This window comes from Vibrio sp. 1CM8B, from assembly GCF_023161685.1.
Taxonomy (GTDB): Bacteria; Pseudomonadota; Gammaproteobacteria; order Enterobacterales; family Vibrionaceae; genus Vibrio; species Vibrio coralliirubri.
On record NZ_JALNTU010000015.1, the window covers coordinates 38,867 to 65,752 of the forward strand.

Sequence of the window (26,886 nt, forward strand, 5' to 3'; positions counted from 1 at the left end):
ATTCTTTCCTAGTTCTCTGTCTCTGTCACTAATGGCGGCTTAAGCTCTACCGATAGCAGGGGCTTCTTCGATACAAATCGCGATGTCTTTCACTTCGTAAATACGCAGACCATCTTTACTCAGGTTTGCGTCGCCGACGATGATGCGTTTGCCGTCTTCGTCTTTAATCGCAGTGATGTGTACATCCAGAGACATCTGTTTGTTCAGAGGGTTAATCTGACCACGGTATTTCCATTTCACTTCCGATTGGATTTGACCAAATTTCGGATTGCGGAAACCAGCGCCAAGATCTTTGTTTAGCGCATAGGTTTGCATTAACTCGATGATCGCTTCGACACCTAGAGAGCCTGGCATTACCGGATCTTGATGGAAGTGGAACTGGAAGAACCAATCGCTTGGGTCAATTGTACGCTCAGCGTATAGGTAACCAAGGCCATCTTTACCACCATCGCTGGTGATCTGCACAGTATCGATAAAGTTCAAACGACCGCCAGCCAGTTGGTAGTGTTCTTGCACTTCACCAGTAGCAGAAACAGGTGCATTGAAGTAACGCGTCGTTTTGTCTAGCAGGTTGATGTTTACATCCGGCGTGCGGTTGTTATCAACGTGCCAAGGGTGAGTCACTTTACCGTTGTCCAAACCAAGTTGATCTTTCAGTGCAGCGCCTTTGAAGTAACCAAATACCGCTGTACCTTGGTAGAAAGGCACGCCGTCAGTGCTCAGTTCGAAGCTGAAGCTCTGTACGATGTTAGTGCCCATCATTACCGTTGAAAGTAGACGAGAATCGTTGGTAATCGTTTTGCCACGCAAGTCGACGTTACGCAGCATTTTGCCGCTGCCGTCTAGGTTACGGAAAAACAGCTCTTCACCTGGGAAGCCAAGCGTGGTGCCCATGTAGCCAGAGATAAATCCGTTTGGCTGCAGTGAAATCTCCATTAATACCGAATAAGGCATCAATGTGTGGTGGCTGTTTTCATCAAAGTACCATGCATTTTCTGGCACTTCGTATTCTGCGATACACGATGAAGGTTTCTTGAAGTCGCCACGCTTGCCATCAATCTCTACGACACGAGTGGTTAGCTGTAGGTCGCCACACGGAGTACGTGGTGGAATCATCCCACGGTAGATAGAGAAATCAGGGCCGAAACATTTCTCGATATCACCGGTTGCGAATTCGAACATGTGGTAAGGCGTGAACGGAACCGTATCGGGTGTGCGGTTCGGGTAATCAGGCGTAACCGGAGCTTCAACGTGTTGAAGTGGAATCACGCCTTTGTTTGGCGCTGTTGCTAGGTCTTCAATTTGAGCCATCAATGGCGCATTTGCTGAAGCTTGTTGGTTCACTGCTGGCGTATGGCCCAAGTTTTCGATAACAGGAGTCGCGACAGCTGTTTCTAAAGAAGGCAGGTAACGAGTACATTCGTCGTCTTCTTTGATCATCACACCCAAGTTTTGGAAATCAACAATCACTTTGCCGTTCAGTAAAATATCGATGTTAGCTTTCGCGTATGGGCGAGGGCTTAGACCAATCTCGGTCACTTCCATGCGGTAAGTCAGCTCTGCCGATTGTGGGAGAACTTGACCACGACAGCGTACTTGTTGAGGCGCATTTTCAAGCGGTTGGAAACGACCATTTTGAACAAGCGTATGCATGCCAAGGTGCATCATGAAGAATTGAAGCAGTTGACCACAACCTTCTGCCATCAAAGAGCCAGCCATTACTGAGTCATCTTTGAAGTGACAAGGGAAGTACCAGTGCTCAGGCTCTAGCTGCTTGTGACCTTCAATCAGACCAAGTCCCCATGTGCCGCCTTGCGGTTCAACACGGCTAACCTTTTCGATCATCATGAACTTCTCTGAGCTGAAGCACAAAGAAGGCTGGTGGCGATTGGATTGGTGAGTTGGACCAAAACACTCTGCAATGTTTGCAGTCAGTAGGTGGCGCAGTTCTTGGTGGTTAAACTGGGTTTTAGGACAATGCAACATAGGGTCGAAGCGTTGCTTAGTTGCCAGCTTACGAGCCTTGATTTCATCTTCAGTGTGAATCACACCTTTGCCATCGGCTAGCTCTTCATCAGTAAAGAAGCCTGCACAACCGTTATCCATTTTCAGGATCATCTTGTCGCCAACGAAACATTCGTACGAGAAGAAGAACAGCAGCGTGTCGCCATTGCGAGCAAAGCTGTTGATTGAGATGTCGTAACGCAGCGTATCGCCACCACGAGGCAAGTCGCCAAGGAAGGTCAGTGTACAATCAAGCAGGCGATAAACACGCTCGCCTTTGTTTTCAAAATCAATGCCTAAATAGCTGATTAGCATTAGGTCACACTGACCAGATTCTACTGCTACAGCCCAAGGGATCTGACCATCGACAAGATACGGCGCATCAACTGGGATGTCGTATTCGGTGGTCATGGTGCTTGGCTTGTATTCGTTAACGGTCGCGTTGAGCTTGGTTACACGAGATACCAATAGGTAGTCTGTGGTTGGTAGGCGAACGCGGCGCGAGTAGCTATCGATGATCGCGTAGTCAGGGCCAAATACATTGGCGATGTCGCCTTCAGCGTATTCAACCAAATCATCGTAATCCCAAATGCATGGTTTACGGATAGGTTTTACTGGTGCAGGTGTCGCAAGTACGTTTACTGGTACTGACTGAACCTGAGCTAGTTGAGCTTGAACAGGCTGAGTTGAAGTTTCGGCTGAGCTATCTAAACCAGACGTAATTGCGTTTAGCTGTGCTTTTAATAGCGCATCAGCCATCTGCATGCCTTGGGCACGTGTGTGCAGGAATGCTTTGTGTACTTGCTGTGCTGCTTGCTGGTTTTGAGCAAAAGCTTGGTTGTGTGGTGTTACAGACGGCTGTAATGCTGCATCCGTATTAGCGTCGATTTGAGACGCGCCATTTTTAGCGGATAGGACATGAGTCATATTGCTGTGGTTACCTGTTAGCTGACTGTGGCGAGTTGGCGCCAGAGTAGGGGATACTGATGTAGGAGTTTTGATGACTGGCTTTACCGCGTTCTGCGCTAATGCTTTCTTCTCTAACTCTTTTTGCGCAAGGGCTGCTTTGATGTTTGCTGTCGTTGGAATCGGCACCACTCTTGCGGCTTGTTTGCCAGAAGCTTTCTGTTGAATCGTTGCCAAGTTGGTCACTGGGGTTTGGGCAATATGTTGATAGATATCGCGACCACCAAGAGTTACTTGCTTAACCAATTGACGTTTAGCATCGCTCGCCAGTTCATTGCTTAAACGAACGGAAAGTGACTGAGATTCAACACTCGACTGGCTTAGTAGCAGCTGTGAACATTGTCCTTCGCTGATGTTGGCAACAATCGCATTTTTAGAGCTGACATTTGGATTCAGAGATTCAAGATTCAGGTTGAGCAGACCGTGTAGTAGGCTCGCCATGCCAGAAGCTGCAGAGCAGTGACCAACACGTTGGCTCGCCTGAGTCCTCTTTGTATTCGCTAAGCTTAGAGACGAAGACTGATCTGATGAAGACTCAGGTGCATGGTTAAGCTCGAGCAGAGAAACGTCATTAGAGCTCATGCCTACTTGAGTCAGTAACTCATCAGCAACGACGTTGTTATGCTCGCTTGAGCCAAAGGCCAAGGCGTTGATGCTGCCGTAAGCCGTATCTTGGTTGCTCGCTACTTGACTCTCTTCAACAAGAACAATTGCACCTGCGCCTTCGCCGACATTCCAATTGCCGTCTTGCGGTTGGCCGAATTTTGGAGAAAGTGACACTGGGCTGACGCTGTTCTTCAGAATCACATGCTCTGCACTGCCACTAAGGTCAACGGCTGCAATCACGACTGCGTCCATGGATTCTTGCGACATCAAGTTTTGTGCAACATCGATACAACGAGCAACCGACTGTTCAGCGGCTGAAATTGTAAAGGCAGGGCCGTTAAAGTCCCACAGTGAAGAGATTCGCGAAGCCATGATGTTGCCGATGAAACTGGTGTATTGGTTCAGCTTGGCTGCGTCCATCACACTGTCCATCGCGATGGTTTCTAGCGATTGGTATTCATCTTGTGTTAGCTCAATCCCCATGTTGGCAAAGCTGTCAGCCAATTGGCTATGCAGGTTTACGCGTCCACGGAATTGGTGCATTTCAAGCTCAGTTTCCATCGCGACTAAAACCGCAACCTTTTGGCCAGCAACAAGCTTGGCATCTTTGATCGCTTCGTCTGCCACTTTCATCAGTAGCAACTGCTGAGAGATCAAACGGTCATCTTCATTAGGCGGCACTTTGAAGCGTAGGAAGTCGAGATCGAATTGATCGATGTACGCTCCGTTTGGAATTCCGTGTAAACCAAACTGATTCAGCAGTTCTGGATGTTGATCTAAGCCTTTCCAGCGTTTCTTCGGCAATGCAATGAAAGCATCGTTGTTGGTCTCAATCGCAGTGCTCAGCGCATTGATGCTTTGCAGAGAACCGAAGTGAGATGCGAGACCAGTAATGCTTAAATTAGACGGTTGTAGGCTTGGAGATGCCGACTCTTGAGTCTGGTTTAGATGACTAGTATCTGAATACGCTTCAAGCAGTAAGTGAGCGTTACAACCACCGAAACCAAATACAGAAACACCCGCGCAGCGCTCTTGGTTGCCTGCTTTACTTGGCCAAGGTTGAACCTGCGTTGGCAGAGTCTGTGGGCCAAATAAACCTTCAGGCGATGATAGTGGCTTGTCCAAATTAATACTTGGAGGAAGCACGCCTTCTTTCATCGCAAAGATCATCTTCATGATCCCTGGCATACCCGCCGCAGTCAGTAAGTGGCCGAGGTTTGACTTCGCAGAGCCAATCAATGGCGGGTTAGAACCATTCAATTTGTCAGCAAAGAAACGCTCCATTGAGGTTAACTCAACCTTGTCACCTAATGGCGTGCCGGTTGCGTGACACTCAATCACTTCAATGCTGTCTGGTGATAGGTTTGAAGCCTCGTAAGCGCGTTCAAAGGCTTGTACTTGTCCTTTGCTATTTGGGCTTAATACGAACTGACCACGGCCATCGTTCGACAAGCCAATACCACTGACGACTGCGTAGATGTTGTCGCCATCACGTTCTGCATCAGCTAAGCGTTTTAGGACTAAAACACCCGCACCTTCGCCAGCAAACAGACCTTTACTGTTGCTATCAAACGGAACCGACACACCGTGGTCAGGGTAAGCGTGGAAGATGGAAAAACCCATGTTGATGAAGAATGGGTCAGCACCGGATACCGCGCCTGCCAACATCATGTCGGCTTTGCCTGTGTTCAGGTAATCACACGCTAACTTCAATGAATACACTGAACTTGCACATGCCGCATCTAGGCTAAGTTGTACGTTGCCTAGACCTAGCGCATCAGCCACTAACTTAGAGGCGTTATGCGCTGCAGCGCCATTGATCGGGTTGAGGTCTTGCGCGGTTTCATTGGTTGGTAGCAATGAAAATTGGTCATTAGCCAATTTAGCTTGCAGTGCTTTCTCGACCACCGAGTGATACATCGGCAAAAACAGATCGTTTGAGCGTGTGGTTGGGAACGAAAGGGCACCCATGATCACGCCTGTGCGCTCTAAAACATCGGCATTCAGATCAATGCCTGCGTCGACTAACGCCTTACGACTGGTGTCCAAAGCCCATAGGAAACTCTGGTCAACACCGTTGAACGACTCTGCTGTTAAGCGGTAGCCATTGCTATCGAAATTGAAGTTTTCGATGTAGCCGCCTTTGTCACAGTAAAAGCGGTCTGATTCACCTTGCACACCCTGATAGCTTTCAGGTTTTGCGCCTAACTTTTCAGCGCTTAATGTAGTTCGAGAATCTTTTTTATTCAGCAAGTTTTGCCAAAAGTCTTTTGGCGTATCCGCTTCGGGGTATTGGTTAGCAATACCAACAATCGCGATCTTATTGCACTTTACTTGCTGCTTGTTCTTAGTTTGAGCCTGATACTGGTTCGATTGAGAACTCATACTAGCTCTCCTTGATGATTCACTGCGCTGCCTTGAGACACACCACTTAATTGCTTAGCGGTGGTGATCTGTTGTTCTAGCCCTTGAATAAGTGGCTCGACAGACAATGGAATTTGATGAGTAATGAGCTGACCAATACACTTGATGAGCGTGACAACATCGTCACCGCCTTTGGCATTGGAAGCGATTGTGCAGTACTGGTCGGCTACGTCGTCGCTACGATTGATCTTGTCGATCAATGTGCTGGTTTGACGATCGGCACCTACTTCGACAAACAGGCGCGCACCTTGTTGACGCGCACTTTGGATCAACGCGGTGAAATCCAGCGTTGAACAGAAGGTGTCGGCAATCGAAAGGGCGATGCTGTCGCTATCGATATTGATTGGTGCGCCAGTCGGTAGACCTGCTGCGCTGATAAAGCGGATATGCTTTGGCAACTCGTCAAACAGTGGTTGCGTGTAAAACTCTCGCACTTGGCTATGTTGGCTTAATGCTGGTGTAGTGTGCATTGCAGTAACACGATTCGCGGCAATGCCACGTTTACCCAGTTTTTTGAGCAATGCACGACAGGTGCTTTCACAACCTGCCAGTACGCAAGTATCACCTTGGATGATAGCGAGATAAGCGCGCGGAAACTCTGGTAACAGAGCCTCAATCGCTTTCGCATCACTGCGAACCACAAAGCTGTTCCATTGGATGCTCTCGTCACCGTTCAGCTGCCAATCTTGACGCACTGCGGTGAGTTCGCCAGAAATTGCCGTGGTGAAGATAGGACTGGTTTGAGTCATCTCAATCAGCGCATGTGGGTTTTTCCAAACATTTAAGCTGGCCCACATGGAAGCTTCACCCTTGGAGTAACCCAAAGCGAAATCTGGCTGCACTTTGAATTCATCACATAGCAGTTGTGTTAACAGATAACTACTGCCGACGCCTGCAATTGCCAATTCACTGAGCGACATTTCTTGCGAGTTTTCTGCGTAGGTTTTGTCAGCCTGCAGCATCTCTTTCAAGTTACCTTCACGTTCTAAACGAGCAAATAACTGTGGGAAATGGTGGTGAAACTCGCGCAACATACCGGGATAAACCGTGCCAACACCAGGGTAAACAAATGCAACACCACCTTTGCTTTGAGGCATCGGTGAGAAACAACTGCCTGCTGGCGTTTTGTAGTGGCTATTGTCAGCCATTACTTTTGGCAACGCATTTTCTAGCGCTGTGATCTCTTGTATTGCAGCATTAATTGAAGCTGCCTGAATCACGATGTTCGCGCCACGGCCAGCATTGTGCTGAACGCTTTGGAAGTGACTTAGGTTTGAATGCATTAGGGCGGCGATAGCAAGTTCGCTGTCCGATGAATCACTAACGCATTTAAGCTCTTCTCTTAACGAGGTTAGCTGAGAAACCAATTCAGCTTGGTCATTGCCAGAAACCACAAACATCAAACGTTCGCTCGATAGCAAGGACTTTGGTTCTTGCAAACCGGTCGCTTGAGTCAATATCAGGCTGGTGGCTTTTTGGCTATCGTCACTGAAAGTTAACGCAGCAACACGCGCTTTGTTCGGCTCAGTGAACCAATAATGGCCCGGTAAAGAATGGTTTGGCAATGAACGGCTCGATATTGCATTCACCATATTCAGCAATTGACCGAACTGCTGCGAAGCAGATAGGGCAGAGTATTGCTGTTGATGGTTTAAATCTGTCGCGGGGCGGCGTGACATATCCAGAGCTAGCTGAATGCTATTTCCGGTAGCTGTATCTACAAAGCCCGCCAAATTCGCGTGTGGATGAATCTTATTCTGAGCAGCATTCAGCGCACTCAGCATCAACAATGATGGTGAGTGAGAATCCAAACAAAGCTTAACGACATTACCTTGATTGACTGTCTCGATGGCGTGAGCAAGTGCTTGATTAAAAGTGCCATCAACCACAACAGTTGTCATGTCTGGGAACGAGGGGAATAAGTCGGCAGAAAGCTCAGCCGCGTTTGCTGGCTGAGCTAAAAGAGCGATGCGCAATGGCATCGCTTTATTAGAAGGAACAGTCACTATGACAATTGCTCCTTTTCTGGGTTCTTAGTCGCCTCTTTCTTCGACACTGCTGAGCTAGACTTCGGCAAAAATGCGTCGTTTAAGCTCTTGCTGATGGTGACTTTTGCACCTTTCATTACCGCGCTTAAACGACCATCTTGGTGGTAAAGCGAGATATCAGCCTGCAGTGAACGAGCCGTGCTTTTTATCACGCTCAGCTCTAGCCAACCTTGGTCGCCATTGCGCATCGGTGCGTAACAAATAAACTCACCGATTGCAGACGGTAGGCTTGCTGCGCCGTACTTCAATCGAGCCCATACCAGCATTGCTTGCAGCAAATAATCTTCCGCAAATGGTTGGCTATCGCCAAAGCCTTGCTTAGGAATAAATGATCCGCAGTCTCTGTTTTCAATCTGAGGCAACTGGCATTGAGCCAATAAGCCTAAGTCGTCAAAGCGTTCAACTGAGGTAATACCTTGCAATCTTGGTCCATGAAACAGAGTGCCGTCACTGTATAGAGTTTGTGCCGTTGTTACAGGTGTTGAAGTGCTGGCCTCGAAGCGTTTTACTGACGCTTGTTGAACATCTTCAGACACTTGCACAGAGGCAACTTGCAACTGAGCTTGATACTGTGGTCGTTCTTGGCAACTGATCACTGCTTTTAGCTGGCCTTTTGATTTAGCATCAGAGGAAAGAACCAGTTTCAGCTCTTGCACTTCATCAGTATCAAAAATCACACCTTTCAGCAGTTTGTAGTTGTGAACGCTAACGTTCACACCTAACAGTTGCTCTGCGACTTCACGCATCCATTGGATGGCACACACTGTCGGTAACACTGGGTTACCGGCAATGCAGTGATCTTGAATGAAAGGTAATGCCTTTGGATCAAGATGACGTGTCACAGTGATGCTTGTATTCAGCGGACTCTCTGCAAGATGCACAGACTCCGCATTAAGCTTTTTTACAGCAGCTTCCTTGTTGTCAGAACCTTGCATGCTCGTGCCAACCAGCAGTTGAATGCCAGTTTTGTTCAATAGCTGAGAACTAAATAGCTCTGCGCCCGCTTGAAGAGGAATCACGTACACACCGCGCTCTGTAAACATACGTTTTAGTGCTGCGTTGACCATGCCACCGTCCCACGGTCCCCAGTTGAAGCTCATCACTTTCGCTTGAGGGTTACGAGCTGACAGTTGTAGAGCTGCTTTGTTTAGGATCTCGTTAGACATCGAGTAGTCACTTTGGCCTGTGTTTCCGTAGAAACCCGCCGCCGAAGAGAACATCGCAATCAGTTTTAGCTTGCTGCTATCAAGACCACCAAGAACGGCTTCTAGTCCGCCCACTTTGGTGCCGTAAACCATGTTCAGTTCATCAAGCGTTTTATCTTGAATATGTTTGTCAGCCAGTACGCCTGCACCGTGGATAAGACCCGTGATGCCGTCGAAGTTTGTCAGCGTTTTCGCTACTGACTCATGGTTCGATACATCTAGGCTTAGGTATTCAGCGCTCGCGCCAATCTCGTTGAAAGCGGCAAGTGCTGCGTTGATTTCAAGGCTGCTCAATACCGGTTTTAGCAAGGCATCAACTTTCTTCGGCGTTGGTTTGTCACCTGTTGCTTGTAGGTGAGCGATAGCTGCTGGTTTTAGCTCTTTCTCTTGCTTGCCTTGTGCCCACTGAGGTAGCTCAGCTGAAGTAATATGCTTACTACGACCGGCAAGAATGAAGTGAGACTTACATTGCTTAGCAAGCGTTAGTGCACATTCAAACGTCACACCTTTAGCGCCACCCGTCACCAGAACTTTGTCGCTCTTGGTGAGTTGAGCGCCTGTGTTTTTAGTTTGTGCAGCACCAGGTGTTGCAGCAATCAATGTTGCACGACCAGATTCACCGTTTTCCGCATGGCTAAGGCCGATTTCAACCGTGTTGGTATCGATATCGAACAGTTCGCCTGTGATAGCTTCAGCTAGGTGACGAGCATCAATCGAAGCGTCAGCATCCAATGCGCGGCAGAACACGTTTGACCATTCATGGCTCAGTGTCTTAGTGAGACCAGACAGCGCTGCTTGGTTAAGCTCTGCATTCGCTAATTGCTTAGTATCTAGGTAACCAAAGCCACCATCGATACGGCTTAGTGTGAAGAACACGCTACGACCAGAAACTGCATTCAGTTGACCATTTAGGTGCTTGGCGAATAAGAACGCTGTCGTCAGTGAAGTTCTTGAGTCTGCATTCAAGTTAACCGCTTGCTCGTTGCTTTGTTTAGCATCAACGATAGCTTGTAAATGAATGAAGCCAGCAATCACTTTGTTCGACGTTTTAAGGTCTGCTTCGATGTCGTTAATAACCGCAGTGACACCTGCATCATCGACACTGTTGAGTGTATAGCTTGCGATTTCACTGTTTAAAGGTGATGCGGCAGAAAGAGCACTACGCACTACAGCAACTTGGATGCCGTTAGCGGTCAACTTTTCTGCTAGAACACCAGCGTTGTGACCATCATCTGTGATCACGACACAAGCGTCTTTTGAGAAACAATCGACGAGTTTATCTGCCGCTGGTAGCTTTTTTAGCGCTACCTCATTGTGTGGAGGAAGTTCCGCTGTCGCTTTTTCTGCGATAGGCGTTACTGATTCAGCTTTTGGAGTCGCTACGGGTGCAGCTGCGGATAGCTTGCTTTGCATATAAGTAACGATTTCACCAAGCGTACGACACTCAGCTAGGTCTTCAGGGTTCAGTTCTGGCAGCGTTGGTAGCTGGTCTTGAACTGTACCTAGGATCTCAACGCGTTTGATAGAGTCGATACCAAGGTCTGCTTCCATGTCCATCGCTAGGTCGAGCATTTCTGCTGGGTAGCCAGTTTTATCGGCAACCACTTCCATCATGGTTGATTGAACATGAGCAGGGTTTAGGTCGTTGCTTGCGCTTTCTGCAGCGGCTGTAGCGGCTGTAGCGGCTTCTGGAGCAGACGCTGCGTTAGGATCTTCATTAGCGCCTAGCTTGCTGTTCATGTAAGCAACGATTTCGCCTAGTGTACGACACTCAGCTAGATCTTCAGGGTTCAGCTCTGGCAAGGTTGGTAGTTGGTCTTGAACCGTACCAAGGATCTCAACACGTTTGATTGAGTCGATGCCAAGGTCTGCTTCCATGTCCATTGCTAGGTCTAGCATTTCTGTTGGGTAGCCTGTTTTATCAGCCACTACGCTCAGCATTGTGCTTTGAACTTGTTCTGCATTTAAACCGTTTGAGATTGCTTGCGCTGGTGCAGATACTTGAGCAGCTACTGGAGCAGAAGCCGGAAGCTTGCTGTTCATGTAGGCTACGATTTCACCTAGAGTGCGACATTCAGCTAAGTCTTCAGGGTTTAGCTCTGGAAGAGTCGGTAGCTCGTCTTGAACTGTACCTAGGATTTCAACACGTTTGATTGAGTCGATACCAAGGTCAGCTTCCATGTCCATTGCTAGGTCTAGCATTTCAGTCGGGTAGCCCGTCTTCTCTGCGACTACTTCTAACATGGTTTTTTGAACGACAGCCGCATCTAGTCCGTTGTTAGCTGCTGCTGGCGCCACTACTGCAACTGGTGCAGAAGTCGGAAGTTTACTGTTCATGTAGTCAACAATTTCGCCAAGAGTACGACACTCAGCTAAGTCTTCAGGGTTTAGCTCTGGAAGAGTCGGCAGTTCATCTTGAACCGTACCAAGAATCTCAACACGCTTAATTGAGTCGATACCAAGGTCTGCTTCCATATCCATTTCTAGATCAAGCATTTCCGTTGGGTAACCTGTTTTCTCAGCAACCACTTCTAGCATGGTTTGTTGAACGACTTTTGCATCAAGACCGTTAGCAGCTTGAACAGGAGCAGTTGCGCTTGGCTGTGCTGCCACAGGCGCAGATGCAGGCATCTTGCTGTTCATGCTTTTACTGTTCATGTAGCCGACGATTTCACCAAGAGTACGACACTCAGCTAAATCTTCAGGGTTCAGCTCAGGTAGGTTTGGCATTTCATCTTGAACGGTACCAAGGATCTCTACGCGCTTGATTGAGTCGATACCAAGGTCTGCTTCCATGTCCATTTCTAGATCAAGCATTTCCGTTGGGTAACCCGTTTTCTCAGCGACCACTTCTAGCATCACTTTTTCAGCATCGGCTGATTGTACTTCTACTGGTGCAGCGACAGGAGCCGGTTGCGCTTTAACTGGCACAGGCTGAGCTGCAACTGGTGCTGCTGCTTGAGCCACTACTTGTGGTGCTGGAACGGCTTTCTGTACTGGAGTTTGTTGAGCTGCTGTCTTTTGAAGCGGTGCAGCTTGAACTGGCGCCGCTTGTACAGGAGCAGTTTGCACTTGAGCTACAGGCTGTTGAACGATAGCTGTTGGAGCAGCTGGAGCTTGAATCGCTGGTTGAGCATTTGCTGGCGCAACGAAGGTTGGTTGTGTCGTTTGTACTGAACCTTGCGTCAGCATATTAAGTGCTGAGTTGTTGCTGTGCGCTTGCATTTCTAGGTAATGAGCGTGCGCTTTTAGCGTTTCAGCTTGGTGCTGGTGGAACATCTCCATAGAACGCTGTAGGTTCTCAGGAATTGCTACGCCTGCTGTTGCCATTTTCGCTTGCTCAGACATTAGGGTATTGAACGTATCACCGTATTGCTGAGGAATCGCCAAGAATTGCTGATGTACTTCTGCTGCTTGTTGTTGAGCATTGAAGAACGACTGCAGTGAAGACTCATCAACAGTAACTTGAGCTGCTGACTGAATAGTCGCTGGAGCCGGTTGTGACTGCTGAGCTGCTGTTGTTACTTGTATGCTTGGTACAGGTGCAACTGATGGTTGTGCATTTGAAGCTTGAGGAGCAGCCACAGGTACTTCAACGATTTCTGTTTTAATCACTTCTTTTTCCACGATTTTCTCGACTTCAACTTTCACTTCAACAATCTCAGTCTTTTCGGTGACGTTGCCCGAAGCCAATGATTGATCCATTTTCTTACGAGTAGCAGGGCTGATGTAGTTGGTTGCATTCAGCTTGATGTTCATTGGTGATGCCTTTGCAGGTTCAGCAATGTCAGCTTGGTAAGGGTCAATGTTGTCTAATGAAACACCAGCCACGCACAGTTGAACCGCAGCTAATCGAAGCTGTTGGTCACTGTCACCTTTAGGGCTTGGGTTGATGCTGATTGCGTAAAGCTCTTCGTTCTTATCAGCCAATGTTTTTTCAACCAGCTTTTGAAGAATGTTTTTAGGACCGAACTCAACGAATACACGCGCGCCTGTTTCATACATCGCTTCAATTTGCTCACTGAAACGAACCGATTGCAGCATATGTTGCTTGAACGCTTTCTTGATCGCTTTAGCGTCTTTGCTGTGCAGCTTGCCCGTTGCGTTTGAGTAAAGCGGCAGCGTTGGAGCGCTGAATGAAGCTTTATCAATTGCCGCAACAAATGGTTTTTGAGCGTGAGCAACAAGCGGTGTGTGGAAAGCACCAGACACTGGCAGAGCAATTGCTTTGAAGCCTTGTTCAGTTAGCGCTTGTGCTGCTTGTTGAACCGTCGCAGTTGGACCTGCAATAACCAGTTGAGTCGGAGCGTTGTAGTTGGCAATACTCACGCCTTCGAATTGGCTGATGCAGCTTTCAACGGCTGGAAGTTTGTCTGCGTCAAGGATGACCGCAAACATAGTACCGCTGTCGCCTTGTTCAGGTGTCGCAGCCATCGCATCGCCACGAGCGAAAGCTAGCTGGTAGTAATCGTCTTGCGAGATAACACCCGATGCACATAGTGCACTTAGCTCACCAAAGCTGTGGCCTGCGACCATGTCGGCTTTGAAGCCTGCTTGAGTCATGATGTCGAACTGACCCATAGACACAGTACCAATTGCACTTTGCGCATTGGCCGTGTTGGTTAACACCGCTTCTTGAGCTTTGGTTGCTTCTGGTGTGAAAGTTGGAATTGGGAACAGAATTTGGGACAGAGCCGTCTTCTTGTGCTGACCAAACACTTGATCCGCTTGAGCAAGCTGTTGGCGCATCTCTGGGTAGTGACATGCAAGCTCGCGACCCATGTTTAGGTATTGCGAACCTTGACCTGCAAATAGCGCTGCCACTTTACCTGCACCGTTTTCAGCAATCAGTGCTGACTCACGGTAGCTAGTACCGTTTGGCATCTGCCAATGTGTTTTGGTTTGGCTCTCAAGCATAGAAACCGCTTGAGTCAGTTGAGCTTGAAGGTCTTCTTGGTCAGTGACAACTAAACCAAGACGAGCGTGTTTAGCGTCAATTTCGCGTAGAGCGTGTTGCTCAGCAAGTGCTTCTAATTTGAACGCAGCATCGGTAACTTGAGTCGAAACCTGCTTCAATTCATTGATCAATGCTTGACGAGATTCTGCGCTGAATAACAGAGTTTGCGGCACTTGGCGTTGACGGTATTTGTCACCGCGAGCGTGCTCTGGCGTGTACTCTTCCAATACAACGTGGAAGTTAGTGCCACCAAAACCAAATGAGCTAATACCTGCACGGCGTGGTGTGCCGTCGACACGTTTCATCCAAGGACGAGTTTGTGTGTTTAGGTAGAACGGCGAGTTTTCGATATCCAGTTTAGGATTCGGAGCCGATACGTTGATCGTTGGCGGCAGTACTTTGTGGTGCAGTGCCAACGCAGCTTTGATTAAACCTGCAGTACCCGCAGTTGATTTGGTGTGACCAATCTGAGATTTCACAGAGCCTAACGCAATGTGTTGCTTCTCTTCATTGTTCTCGCTGAATACCGAGTTCAAACCACCAAATTCAGCAACGTCACCCGCTGCAGTACCTGTACCGTGCGCTTCTAAAAGGCCAAGCGTGTGCGGTGCGAAACCAGCATCGTCGTAAGCACGTTTAAGTGCTTTTGCTTGTCCTTCAGGGCGAGGCGCGTAAATACTCTTGAACTTACCATCCGAAGAAGAACCGACACCTTTAATCACTGAGTAGATACGGTCGCCATCGCGCTCTGCATCTTCAAGGCGCTTAAGAGCAACCATGCCGATGCCTTCACCAATCATCATGCCTTTTGAGTCGATATCGAAAGGTTGAATGGTTTCATTAGTGGTAAATGCAGGTGTTTTAGAGAAGCTCATGTACATGGTTGGCGAGTTATCTGTACACACACCACCTGTGATCATCATTTCACTGCGGCCTTCAACCAGCTCACTCAGTGCCATGCGCATTGCGGCTAGAGAACCAGCACACGCAGCGTCTACCACACAGTTGATGCCACCAAGGTCAAAGCGGTTAGCAATACGACCTGAAATTACGTTACCCAATGAGCCAGGGAATGAGTTCTCTTCCCAGTGGATGTATTGGTCTTGGAATTTTTTGATCAGCATTTCGCTGTCTTCGTCGTTGATGCCACTGCTCTTGAAGACTTTCTTAAGAACAGGGTATTGGAGACGAGCATTTAAGCTTTGAGCGATCTTCTGACCACCGCCTACACCGAGCGTAATACCGATCTTATCGCGATCGTAACCTTCAGGAAGTTTCGCATCTTCAAGTACTTCTTTTGCCACGATCAGAGAAAGCAGCTGTGAAGTATCCGTCAGTTCTAGGATATTTGGCGGAAGACCGAACTCCATTGGGTTGAAGTCAACTTCTGGGATGAAACCACCGCGCTTACAGTAAGACTTGTCTGGCGTAGTGCGATCTGAATCGTAGTAGTCTTCTGGGCGCCAGTGTGTATCAGGCACTTCGGTAATTGCATCGATTTTTTCGCTGATCAAATCCCAGAATTTGTTTAGGTAGCGAGAGTTCGCAAACATGCTTGCCATACCAACGATAGCAATTGGCATGTCTTTTAGGCGTTTATTAAGTCGAGTGTCGTCGACTGATTCCGGTGTATTTTTTTCGGGTTGGCTCATTATGAGTCTCCACTTGAAATCACTGAGGGCGATGTCGTGTTTTGAGGCTGCGCTTTTAAATAAATCGAAAATAAATCTGAGACAGATTTGGGCAAACGCAGCTGAAGAGTAAGGCTACCGAAAGTCGGCCACCTGACTGAAATAGGGGGTGCTAAGTATAGTGACTTGCAGGGGTTGATTACGTTTTTCATGCGAGAAGAGGGCATTCGAATGTGAGGTTAATGTCCATTTAAATCCTGTCCAAAGTACTGCTTTATGCAAAGCAGGTATCCGCAATAAAAACGTGTGATTTTGTTTAATGGTTGAGCAGGCTACCCGAGGTGAGTGGCCGATACAATGCTCCCAGAGGCCACTATGATCTGTTCAGACCAGATGATTTTACTGAACTTTTGTTTTTTGTATTTTTAATGTAATTAACTTATTGATAATTAATGGGTATGAGTGGTTTTTTAGTGTTTATGCTCTATTTTTTGACTTGGTGAGATCTATGTCAGATTTTTGTAAGTAACATTTAATAGATGTCTGTTCCGTAAGGTGGAGTGTGATCTGTGTTTTAATTTGTTATTATTTTAAAAGTTAGTTTTAAGTCCCTATATGAAGGGTGTTTCCTGCGCAAATTCTCTATGTTTATCTCAAATCATAGGTGACTTAAATTTGTTCGTTTTGATGGTTTTTTGATAAGTGGTTTGAAGAAGTGAGCGTGAGTAAATTGGAAAATCCAATCGTTGATTTGTGGCTATGTTCTTTGAGTGATTTGCGTGATGATGTAGGCAGTAAGTCACACCTCAAACAGACACTCACAGCTGATGAAATAGCGAAAGTCGAGCGGTATCGAATGCCCTCATCTCAAGTTCAAGCCCTGTATGTTCGCAACTACCTAAGAAAGGTGTTGTCTAGCTATTCTGATTTAATGCCCGAAGCGTGGCGCTTTGAATATGGCGAGAAAGGAAAGCCCAGTTTAGTCGCCGAACAGCAACTCATTACGGGGTTGAATTTCAATATCAGTCATAGCAAAGAACATTTGTTAATCGCGGTTTGCCAGAGAGTCGGGAAGCCAGTTCAATTAGGTGTCGATATCGAACATGCAAGAAGCTCGACCAATATCGATTCGATCATGAAGCACTATTTTTCAAATAAAGAATTAGCGGATTTACTTGAACTTAGTAAAGAGCTGCAGAGAGAGCGTTTTTTCGATCTGTGGGCGCTGAAGGAGTCGTACATCAAAGCGACGGGCAAGGGGCTAGCCACATCGTTGCGAAGCTTCTCGTTCGATTTCTCTAATTTGACCAAGCGAACATTTTTGACCAAGCAAGCATTGGAACTCAGTTCGTCAGGCTTTCAATCAGGCTTGTATAACGAAATCAGGCTACATAGCGGGATTGGGTTGAATTTGGATTCTGCTCAACAAGACGATAGTTCTACAGATTGGCAGTGTTGCTTAGGGCGGCTGGATGAACAGTATCGCTTTGCGGTGACGCTTGGCGGAAATTTGCTACCCATGCAGATAGAGATGAGAACCTTTTCGTCGTCTCATCTCTTTACGTTTATGTAGATAAAATAAAGCTAGCTCGACTCGCCAAGCATCGCTTTTAATACTTCAGCAGGCACGGGTTGTAGTTGCTTGTCTTTATCTAAACAGACCATTTCGATATCACCAATCACCGCAGGTTTGGTTGCATCTTTACGCCACACTTCTTGTCGCCATAGCGTTTTGTATTTGCCATCGAGTTCAAAAGAGGTTCGGATGTCGCAGATCTCAGCGAACTCAACCCCATCTTGAAAAGTCATGTTGGCTTTATAGACCGCAAAACCTAGTCCGTGCTCATTCCACAATTCCGCCAGTTTATCGCTGCCCAAGACATGCTCGCGCGCACGCTCGAAGTATTTAAGAAAGTTAGGGTGATAAACCACACCAGAGTGATCGGTATCTTCATAGTAAATTTGTACTGGGTGATGGTAGATCTGACTCATTGGTATCAACTCTTATTAAGTGTAAATCTGACTAAGTTGTGCAGCACTCTACAGGATAGGTCGAAATTACTTCAAGGTATCATCGGTAATGTGGCTTTTGGTCAGACCTCATTCATCACTAATACATTGGTCAGCTTTCACCCATTTACAAATATTCTATGTGTCATTTTCCACCCATTTATTTTTGCAGCGAGTTAGCGACAACTGCAGGCAGATCTGATGAAGCCTTGTGGTTAAAGGCTTGTTAATGAATTGTGTCAATGTGGCGCGCTAATTGCTTTAGTGAAAGCACGCAGTTCCCATTGAAGGGCTGCTTTGTTTACTAAGGAGAATAATAATGTTTAAGCCTCTTACCCTGCTGTCTGTATCTGCTCTGGCGCTCACTAGTTTTAATGCTGCTGCAAACTGTGACCCTGGTGAAATCGTGATTAAATTCAGTCATGTAACCAATACCGATAAGCACCCGAAAGGCATCGCCGCTTCTTTACTGGAAGAGCGAGTAAACACGGAAATGAATGGCAAAGCTTGTATGCAAGTTTTCCCTAACTCAACACTTTACGATGATAATAAGGTACTGGAAGCCCTGTTAAATGGTGATGTTCAAATGGCGGCGCCATCGCTGTCAAAATTTGAGAAGTTCACTAAGAAATACCGCATTTTTGACCTTCCTTTCCTATTTGAAGACGTAGAAGCCGTTGACCGTTTCCAAAACTCAGAATCTGGTGAAAAGCTGAAGAACGCGATGAAGCGTCGTGGCCTGCAAGGCCTTGCGTTTTGGCACAATGGCATGAAACAGATGTCGGCGAACAAACCTCTTATCAGCCCTGAAGATGCAAAAGGTTTGAAATTCCGTGTTCAAGCATCGGATGTATTGGTGGCTCAGTTTGAACAACTAGGCGCTAACCCACAGAAGATGTCTTTCAAAGAAGTGTACGGTGGCCTGCAAACTAAGGTTATCGATGGCCAAGAGAACACATGGTCAAACATCTACGGTAAGAAGTTCTTTGAAGTACAAGACGGCGTGACTGAAACCAATCACGGTATCTTGGATTACCTAGTTGTAACGTCAAACGACTTCTGGAAAGACCTACCTGAAGATGTACGCACACAGCTTGGCACTATCGTTCAAGAAGTGTCTGAGACGCGTAATGCAGAATCTTCAAAAGTTAACCTAGCGAACAAAAACAACATCATCGAAGCGGGTGGTGAGGTTCGTACACTTACGCCTGAACAGCGTGAAGCATGGGTAGCTGCACTTCAACCAGTATGGAAGAAGTTTGAAAAAGACATCGGTTCAGACCTTATCGATGCAGCGTTAGCTTCAAACCAATAACACCGCTAAGGGAGTGGCGAGTATTCGTCACTCCTTATTAAAACAATTATAAGCGGAGTCAATTATGGAAAAGCCTCAAATGGAACAACCAAATTCTAGCGAATCAGCACTGGAAACCTCTCTTTTTTCCAAAGTCGGAAGAGTTACGGATGTGATTGAAGAGTCATTAATCGCATTTTTCCTTGGCGCAATGACGCTACTTACTTTTGCCAACGTGGTATTTCGATACGCATTCAATGACAACATCTTATGGGCACTGGAACTGACGGTGTTCATGTTTGCTTGGATGGTATTAGTGGGCGCATCATATGGCGTTAAAAAACACTTCCACATTGGTGTTGATGTAATCATCAACCTTGCCCCAGAAAAGCTACGCAAAGTGTATGCGCTAATCGCCGTGACAAGCTGCCTAGCATTTTCAATCTTACTTCTTATCGGCTCTTGGAATTATTGGTACCCATTCGCGACCGATCGCGCATGGTATGAGACCGACGATATTCCAATGCCAGAGATGCTTCAGTTTCTTGCTGACTGGCTGAATGAAGGCGAGCGATACGAGAAACTGCCACGTTTTATTCCTTATATGGCGCTGCCGATTGGCATGGCAATGCTGACGTTCCGTTTTGCTCAAGTTGCTTACCAAGTGGTAACAGGCAAGCTTGACCGCATGATTGCAGGACATGAAGCCGAAGAAGAGCTGGATGCGTTGAAAGCGGACGTGCTAGCGGGCTCTGACGAAGATGCGACAGCGGTATTGAATTCGACTCCGCAGAACAAAGCGAATGAGTCGAGTACAAAATCTAACGGTAAGGAAGACTAATCATGGCAATGTTATTTCTATTTTTAATGGTAATTGCTTTCATGTTGGTCGGTGTACCAATTGCAATTTCCCTCGGTTTATCGAGCGTAATATTCTTATTGATGCATTCAGATGCGTCATTAGCTTCAGTCGCACAAACGCTGTTTAATGCTTTTGCAGGCCACTACACACTCTTAGCGATTCCTTTCTTTATTTTGGCCTCTAGCTTCATGTCTACTGGTGGCGTGGCGAAACGTATTATCCGTTTTGCTATCGCGATGGTGGGTTGGTTTCGCGGCGGCTTGGCGATGGCGTCGGTTGTGGCATGTATGATGTTCGCAGCCCTTTCTGGTTCATCTCCTGCAACGGTAGTGGCTATCGGTAGTATTGTTATTGCGGGCATGATCAAAAACGGTTATTCAAAAGAGTTCGCGGCAGGGGTTATCTGTAACGCGGGTACCTTGGGGATCTTGATTCCACCGTCAATCGTGATGGTGGTATACGCAGCGGCGACGGATGTATCGGTAGGTCGTATGTTCCTTGGTGGCGTGATTCCTGGTCTGCTGGCGGGTGTGATGCTGATGATTGCTATCTACATTGCAGCTCGTATTAAGAAGATTCCGGCGCAGCCATTTGTGGGCTGGGGCGAGATGTTCGCAGCCGCGAAAGATGCGAGCTGGGGTTTGCTGCTGATTGTCATCATTTTAGGTGGTATCTACGGTGGCATCTTTACTCCGACAGAAGCGGCGGCAGTGGCTGCGGTGTATGCCTTCTTTATCGCCAACTTTATCTATAAAGATATGGGGCCGTTTGCGGACAAGAACAATACAAAACCAGCGCTGGTAAAAGTGTTCCAAACGTTTTTCCATAAAGACACCAAAGACACGCTTTACGATGCAGGCAAGCTGACGATCATGCTGTTGTTTATCATTGCCAATGCTCTGATTCTTAAGCATGTACTGACAGAGGAACGCATTCCTCAAATGATCACTGAGTCTATGCTCTCTGCAGGCTTAGGGCCGATCACCTTCTTGATTGTAGTGAACGTTTTACTCTTGATTGGTGGTCAGTTCATGGAGCCATCAGGCTTGCTGATCATCGTTGCGCCATTGGTATTCCCAATCGCTATTGCACTCGGTATCGACCCAATCCACCTAGGTATCATGATGGTAGTGAACATGGAGATAGGGATGATAACGCCGCCTGTAGGGCTCAACTTGTTTGTGACTGCCGGGGTCGCCAAGATGTCGATGATGAACGTAGTGAAAGCTGCACTGCCGTGGGTAGGCGTGATGTTCTTATTCCTGATTATCGTGACTTACGTGCCGTGGGTATCTACATGGTTACCGACCACGTTGATGGGACCGGAAATCATAACCAAGTAGTTATTTGGTGACATGGAATTTAACCCATAAAAAATGAGGAGGTCACTAGACCTCCTCATCTATATTTCTGCCACGATTTGAATGATGGTTTATCTGCTCATACAGAGCGCGTTTTGCCTCTAATTCTGGCGTGTATAGATCAACATGATTGTCAGTATAAAAAATACCATCTATTTCGAAAGTATCGGTAATCGATGGCACTTTTGTTTTCTCACCCATAACGACTTCCTTATTATATTTATTGCATAACATCCTGTTATTGAAATAAGTATAGGTGATCTTGCTCCCAAATCTAATTTAGTTTGGTTCTACCTTATAAGATTCTTTCGTTAGCTGGTGTTTTTGCATCTTATCGTAGAGGGTTTTCCTCGGTAATTGCAGCCTCTCCATGGTCTCTTTTATGCTGCCATTGCATTCAATAAGTGCCTGCTTCAACGTGTTTTTTTCAAAGTCAGATACCAATTCTGCCAAAGACAGTTCTTGAGTAGTTTCAGTGGCGCTGTCTGATAAGTGAGAAAGCTTACCTAAAAGCACAAAACGCTCTGCAGTATTACGTAATTCTCGAACATTTCCCGGCCAATCATGAGCCAAAAGTGCGTGTAGCTCCTTTTGTGGAAGAGCTGGGGCTGTCTTGCCATAACGCGCCGCAGCGACCAGTAAGAAGTGATGGAAGAGTGCTGGGATATCTTCTTGTCGGCTTCTTAAAGGTGGCAAATCTAGGGTCACAACATTGAGTCGATAATAGAGATCTTGGCGGAAAGTACCTTCTTCAGCAGCCTTTTTTAAGTCAACTTTGGTTGCGGCAATCACTCGAATGTCTAGAGGGACTAAACCATTAGACCCAACCCTTTCGATGACACGTTCTTGCAAGACACGCAATAGTCGAATTTGTGCTTGCATCGGCATGGACTCAATTTCATCTAAGAATAGAGTTCCGCCTTGAGCAAATTCAAATTTACCGACACGTTTGCTTTCAGCGCCAGTGAATGCCCCTTTCTCATGGCCATACAGTTCACTCTCAATCAGATTCTCAGGTACTGCTCCGCAATTGACCGCGACGAAGTTTTGTTCCCGCCTGCTGCTTTGTTCATGTAGAGAACGTGCAACTAATTCTTTGCCAGTGCCTGTTTCGCCAAATAGCAATATGTCGGCATTGGTATCGGCAACGTGAGTGATGATAGACCGCAGCTCCGTCATTGATTGCGTGTCACCAATGATCCTTGGACCAAGTGCTTGGCTGGCTTTAAGTGAACGTTTTAACTCAAGGTTCTCGAGGGTGAGCTGACGTTTTTCTATCGCTCGCTTAGTGGTTTCGACTAGGCGTTCATTAGCGAAAGGTTTTTCAATGAAGTCATAGGCGCCGTATTGGATGGCTTGAACGGCCATTGAAATATCGCCGTGACCAGTAATCATGATCACGGGGATCTCTTTGTCTTTGTGCATCACGGTGTTGAGCAGATCATGCCCGGATAGACCTGGTAGACAGATATCAGTGATGATCACGTGAGGTAAGCCGTTTTCTTGAATCGCGAGCAGAGCAGACTCCGCATCGGGAAAGAATTCGGCATCAATGTCGGCGAGCTCGAAGCTCTGTTCAATCGCCATTCTTAGATCGGATTCATCATCAATGAAATAGACGTGACACATAGTGATTCCTTTACTTCTTTGTATTCTGGTTATTGCTGAGTTTTTGTTTGTTGTTCATGTTCAACAAGGGGCAGCTCTATGCTGAATCGAGCACCACCTTGAGGGCTACTACCGGTAACGAGCTTGCCATTTATTCCGCTGATTATTTGTTGAGAAATCGATAGTCCAAGTCCAAGTCCGTTTTTCTTGGTGGTATGGAAGGGTTCAAAAAAGTTTCCGTTCGAAGGGGAGGTGAAGCCGGGGCCGTTATCATCGACATGAATCAGCAAGATCTTGGCTTGTTGATGGTCGGACTCCCTAATCTCTAACAGAATAGCTAATTGTTTGTCGTCTTGTTGTTCCATCGCCTGAATCGCGTTGGTCAGCAGGTTAATGATCACCTGTTCCAGTTGAATGGCGTTGGCGAGCACGCATGCATCAAAGGTTTCAGGGAGCTCGTTGACCTTAACTCGTTCACTCTTAAGTTGTGGCTTCATCAACTCTTTCGATGAATGTAAAACTGGGAGTATTTGTAATGTGTGTAGCTCTTCTGCGGTGGATTTCTTGGCGAAGGAGCGAAGCTGGTGGCTGATTTTCGCCATACGATCAGTGAGTGCTGAGATTCGCGATAGATTGTCATCGACACGATCGGTTTTTTCTTTGGCAAGAAACAGTCGGCCGTTGTCGGCATAACTGCGAATCGCGGCAAGCGGGTTATTCAGTTCGTGACTGATGCTCGCTGACATCTGCCCTAGCACTGCCAGTTTGGCGGCTTGGATGAGCTCGTCTTGGGTTTGCCTCAGAACATGCTCGGTTTCGATACGGTGTTTGATCTCAACATGCAACTCCGATGTACGTTCAAGCACTTGAAATTCGAGTTTTTGCTTGGCTTCGGATTGCAGCCTATCTATCTGTGCACGTCTTTGTTGTCGATGGTGATTGAGCTGCATTGTTAGATAAATAATCGCAAAGATAAGGCTCAGAACCACAAGATAAGCAACCAAGTCCCACCACACTAAGTGGGTCGGAGAAAATACCCGTATGGTGAGTCTTGGTTCGGCTAGGAAGCGAGAAGAACTAAAGAACTGCTCTTGGACGAGTTTGTGTGGCGACTCAATACGACTGGTGGCACTGTCTAAATCGCCGGAGAAGTGCAGGCTTTCTATTTTTGTATCGAGATACTGCCTGCTTTCTTGAATTCGAGTGTGTTGTGCTTCGCTTAGCGGCTGAAGGCTTTTGAACAGCCACTCAGGGTTACTCGACATAAATACAATTTGATCTTTATCGTCAGCAACAAAAAAACTCTGTTTGCCTTTCCAACTTGCTTCAATCAGCGATAAATCCATCTTTACGACAATGACGCCAATAATCTCGGCGGCATAGGAGACGGGGTAAGAATAATAATACCCTCGCTTTCCAGAGGTTGAACCTAGCGCAAAATATTGATTTTCATTGCCAATAATCGCTTCTTGAAAGTAGGGGCGGAAAGCAAAGTTACGACGAATAAAAGAACGCGGTTGATTCCAGTTACTGGCTGCAATGGTGGTGCCGATACTGTCTAGTAGGTAGGTGTCGGATGCTTGAATCACCGAGTTTACGTGCTCTAGATAACGATTAGTGAGTTCGATTTGCGCAGAGTTACTTGGAGAGTGCAAGGCATCGACCAGCTCTTTGTCTTTTGAAAGCAGCTCGGGAATGTGCGCGAACTTATCCAATTGGCTTGAAATATGAACAGAAAAACGGTCCAGCTTAGATTGATGATCATTTAACAAACTTTCATGGCTTGTGCTCCACACCCAATGACCGCCAAACACCATCAGTAAACTGTATGTGGCCATTAATAGTATTGGGATTCTAAAAGCTTGAAACATGAAGGCTCTCCGCTAATTTCTTTGGTAAACAATCAAGCCTGTCTTCTCTCGTTTATGGTAGCAAATAGCGGTAGTTTTTGCTGAAAGCAGAGAGTGAACAGATGGGTGTAGGTTAAGGGTTTGTAACGGGGATTGTTGAAAAAGTTATCGACTCTGAGGGGTAAAACAAGAGCAAGATCTCTTTTTAAGGTTTTTAGCAAAAAAAGCCCTCGATTCCCTTGAAAAAGTCGCTATTGTCCCCATTTCTGTTGTGCTAAGTGATGATTTGATCGTTTTTGTATCACTTAGTTGGACGAATTTAGAGCATTCATCATCATGCAGAGGTGAACGGCTCGACAGAGATTAAACAGATCGCTAGAATGTCGCGTCTAAAATTTCTGTCCTGAGGCTAATCGGAGATACCTTTCTTGTTTCTGAAAACAAGCTTTATTGCGTTTTAATCGACGTGTGAAGAACGAAGATATCGCTGATTAGTCTGGTGTTTGGTTGAATAATCAATTCAGACATCAATGCTCGATTTTAAATTAGGTGTTCGGATAGAGCACTACACAAGGATGCAGCCAACAACGTCTGCTTTTGAATTAAAGCTAAGTTACGGCTCATATGCTCAGATTACTGAGCCAGTTTTGAGGTTTATATAATGCAAGTTACTGTTGAAACGCTAGAAGGCCTAGAGCGCCGTCTTAATATTACTGTTCCTGCTGCTAACATCGAAGATGCAGTTACAGCTGAACTACGCAACATCGCGAAAAACCGTCGTTTCGATGGTTTCCGTAAAGGCAAAGTGCCAATGAAGATGGTTGCTAAAATGTACGGCAAAGCAGTACGTCAAGACGTGATGGGTGAAGTAATGCAACGTCACTTCATCGAAGCGATCGTTAAAGAGAAAATCAACCCAGCTGGCGCACCTACTTTTGCACCAGTTGAAAACAACGAAGGCGCTGACCTAGTATTCAACGCAACTTTTGAAGTTTACCCAGAAGTTGAGCTGAAAGGTCTAGAAAACATCACTGTTGAGAAACCAGCAGTAGAAGTTAAAGAAGCTGACGTTGAAGAGATGATCGAAACTCTACGTAAGCAACAAGCAACTTGGACTGAAGTTGAAGCTGCTGCTGACGCTGGTTCTCGTGCAACTATCGACTTCGTTGGTTCTATCGACGGTGAAGAGTTCGAAGGCGGCAAAGCTGAGAACTTCCCACTAGAGATGGGCGCTGGTCGCATGATCCCTGGCTTCGAAGACGGTATCGTTGGTAAAACAGCAGGTATGGAATTCGAAATCGACGTAAACTTCCCAGAAGATTACCACGCTGAAAACCTAAAAGGTAAAGCAGCTAAGTTCTCTATCAAGCTGAACAAAGTTGAAGCTCGTGAACTTCCAGAACTAAACGAAGAATTCGTTTCTAAGTTCGGCGCTGCTGACGGCGTTGAAGGTCTTAAAGCTGAAGTTCGTAAGAACATGGAGCGTGAGCTTAAGCAAGCTGTTAAGAACCGCATCAAAGAGCAAGCTATCGACGGTCTAGTTAACGAAAACAACATCGACGTACCTTCTGCTCTTATCGATCAAGAAATCGGTGTTCTACGTCAACAAGCTGCTCAACGTTTCGGTGGCAACACTGAAGCTGCTGACCAACTTCCACGTGAGCTGTTCGAAGAGCAAGCTAAACGTCGCGTAGTTGTAGGTCTTCTTCTTGGTGAAGTAATCAAGACTGAAGAGCTAAAAGCTGACGACGAGAAAGTTAAAGCTATCATTGAAGAGATGGCTACAGCATACGAAGATCCAACAGAAGTTATTGCTTACTACGAGCAAAACGAGCAAATGATGAACAACATGCGCAATGTTGCTCTAGAAGAGCAAGCTATTGATGCAATCATCGCTAAAGCTCAAGTTTCTGATAAAGAAGTTAGCTTCAACGAGCTAATGAATCAGCAACCTGCTTAATATAGTAATATCTGACGTAGAAGGTTGACGTACGGTCAACAATTCTGCTAACAATGGTCCGTATGATTTAATCATTCGGGCCATTTATTTTAGGGACATA

12 protein-coding genes and 1 pseudogene are annotated in these 26,886 nt (G+C 46.5%); 6 read left to right on the top strand and 7 right to left on the bottom strand.

Annotation, left to right across the window (positions count from 1 at the left end; genetic code table 11):
* Positions 1-39: 39 nt before the first annotated feature.
* The 3 genes from MSG36_RS20700 to MSG36_RS20710 are packed head-to-tail and all read right to left on the bottom strand — an operon-like array spanning position 40 to position 15,862.
* A complete protein-coding gene (locus MSG36_RS20700) occupies positions 40-5,961 on the bottom strand; it encodes a beta-ketoacyl synthase N-terminal-like domain-containing protein (RefSeq protein ID WP_248369564.1) in 5,922 nt (1,973 codons plus the stop codon).
* Entirely contained in the window at positions 5,958-8,006 is a 2,049-nt protein-coding gene (locus tag MSG36_RS20705) for a PfaB family protein (protein ID WP_248369566.1), read from the bottom strand. The genes MSG36_RS20700 and MSG36_RS20705 overlap by 4 nt, the downstream gene beginning before the upstream one ends.
* The gene (locus MSG36_RS20710) at positions 8,006-15,862 is read right to left on the bottom strand and encodes a type I polyketide synthase (RefSeq protein WP_248369568.1); all 7,857 of its coding nucleotides are present in this window, start codon (positions 15,860-15,862) and stop codon (positions 8,006-8,008) included. The genes MSG36_RS20705 and MSG36_RS20710 overlap by 1 nt, the downstream gene beginning before the upstream one ends.
* A 709-nt stretch (positions 15,863-16,571) precedes the next feature.
* On the opposite strand from MSG36_RS20710, the gene MSG36_RS20715 reads away from it, so the two are divergent.
* Positions 16,572-17,414: a 4'-phosphopantetheinyl transferase superfamily protein gene (locus MSG36_RS20715; RefSeq protein ID WP_248369570.1), complete on the top strand. Its 843-nt coding sequence runs from the start codon at positions 16,572-16,574 to the stop codon at positions 17,412-17,414.
* 11 nt (positions 17,415-17,425) lie between these two features.
* Here the strand turns inward: MSG36_RS20715 and MSG36_RS20720 are convergent, their stop codons facing one another.
* Positions 17,426-17,833, bottom strand: coding sequence for a thioesterase family protein (locus MSG36_RS20720; RefSeq protein ID WP_048607892.1), 408 nt, complete (start codon positions 17,831-17,833; stop codon positions 17,426-17,428).
* 337 nt (positions 17,834-18,170) lie between these two features.
* Between MSG36_RS20720 and MSG36_RS20725 the strand changes: the two genes are divergently transcribed.
* The 3 genes from MSG36_RS20725 to MSG36_RS20735 all read left to right on the top strand — a co-directional run bounded on the left by MSG36_RS20725 (position 18,171) and on the right by MSG36_RS20735 (position 21,350).
* Positions 18,171-19,166 carry a TRAP transporter substrate-binding protein gene (locus MSG36_RS20725; protein WP_016788636.1) on the top strand — a complete coding sequence of 332 codons (996 nt, stop codon included), beginning with the start codon at positions 18,171-18,173 and terminating at the stop codon, positions 19,164-19,166.
* Positions 19,167-19,230: 64 nt separating this feature from the next.
* The gene (locus MSG36_RS20730; protein WP_048607896.1) at positions 19,231-19,986 is read left to right on the top strand and encodes a TRAP transporter small permease; all 756 of its coding nucleotides are present in this window, start codon (positions 19,231-19,233) and stop codon (positions 19,984-19,986) included.
* A gap of 2 nt (positions 19,987-19,988) precedes the next feature.
* A complete protein-coding gene (locus MSG36_RS20735) occupies positions 19,989-21,350 on the top strand; it encodes a TRAP transporter large permease (RefSeq protein WP_017060625.1) in 1,362 nt (453 codons plus the stop codon).
* 45 nt (positions 21,351-21,395) lie between these two features.
* Here MSG36_RS20735 and MSG36_RS20740 read toward each other — a convergent pair whose 3' ends face one another.
* The 3 genes from MSG36_RS20740 to MSG36_RS20750 all read right to left on the bottom strand — a co-directional run bounded on the left by MSG36_RS20740 (position 21,396) and on the right by MSG36_RS20750 (position 24,847).
* Positions 21,396-21,569 (bottom strand): hypothetical protein, encoded by a 174-nt coding sequence (locus tag MSG36_RS20740; protein WP_164091110.1) that lies wholly within the window; start codon positions 21,567-21,569, stop codon positions 21,396-21,398.
* Between the two features lie 78 nt (positions 21,570-21,647).
* Positions 21,648-22,997, bottom strand: a complete 1,350-nt coding sequence (locus tag MSG36_RS20745) for a sigma-54 dependent transcriptional regulator (protein WP_065676670.1) — start codon at positions 22,995-22,997, stop codon at positions 21,648-21,650.
* Between the two features lie 29 nt (positions 22,998-23,026).
* Positions 23,027-24,847: an ATP-binding protein gene (locus tag MSG36_RS20750; protein ID WP_059021153.1), complete on the bottom strand. Its 1,821-nt coding sequence runs from the start codon at positions 24,845-24,847 to the stop codon at positions 23,027-23,029.
* A gap of 163 nt (positions 24,848-25,010) precedes the next feature.
* On the opposite strand from MSG36_RS20750, the pseudogene MSG36_RS23920 reads away from it, so the two are divergent.
* A pseudogene (locus tag MSG36_RS23920) lies at positions 25,011-25,193 on the top strand (hypothetical protein); the annotation flags it as partial.
* A 294-nt stretch (positions 25,194-25,487) separates the two neighbouring features.
* A complete protein-coding gene (gene tig, locus MSG36_RS20755; RefSeq protein WP_017106221.1) occupies positions 25,488-26,786 on the top strand; it encodes a trigger factor in 1,299 nt (432 codons plus the stop codon).
* The last annotated feature ends 100 nt before the right edge of the window (positions 26,787-26,886 follow it).

Bases quoted from the DNA above. Each gene is read 5' to 3' on its own strand.
- MSG36_RS20710 (WP_248369568.1), bottom strand. From the start codon at position 15,862: ATGAGCCAACCCGAAAAAAATACACCGGAATCAGTCGACGACACTCGA.
- MSG36_RS20700 (WP_248369564.1), bottom strand. From the start codon at position 5,961: ATGAGTTCTCAATCGAACCAGTATCAGGCTCAAACTAAGAACAAGCAG.
- MSG36_RS20750 (WP_059021153.1), bottom strand. From the start codon at position 24,847: ATGTTTCAAGCTTTTAGAATCCCAATACTATTAATGGCCACATACAGT.
- MSG36_RS20740 (WP_164091110.1), bottom strand. From the start codon at position 21,569: ATGGGTGAGAAAACAAAAGTGCCATCGATTACCGATACTTTCGAAATA.
- MSG36_RS20725 (WP_016788636.1), top strand. From the start codon at position 18,171: ATGTTTAAGCCTCTTACCCTGCTGTCTGTATCTGCTCTGGCGCTCACT.
- MSG36_RS20745 (WP_065676670.1), bottom strand. From the start codon at position 22,997: ATGTGTCACGTCTATTTCATTGATGATGAATCCGATCTAAGAATGGCG.
- MSG36_RS20730 (WP_048607896.1), top strand. From the start codon at position 19,231: ATGGAAAAGCCTCAAATGGAACAACCAAATTCTAGCGAATCAGCACTG.
- MSG36_RS20720 (WP_048607892.1), bottom strand. From the start codon at position 17,833: ATGAGTCAGATCTACCATCACCCAGTACAAATTTACTATGAAGATACC.
- tig (WP_017106221.1), top strand. From the start codon at position 25,488: ATGCAAGTTACTGTTGAAACGCTAGAAGGCCTAGAGCGCCGTCTTAAT.
- MSG36_RS20735 (WP_017060625.1), top strand. From the start codon at position 19,989: ATGGCAATGTTATTTCTATTTTTAATGGTAATTGCTTTCATGTTGGTC.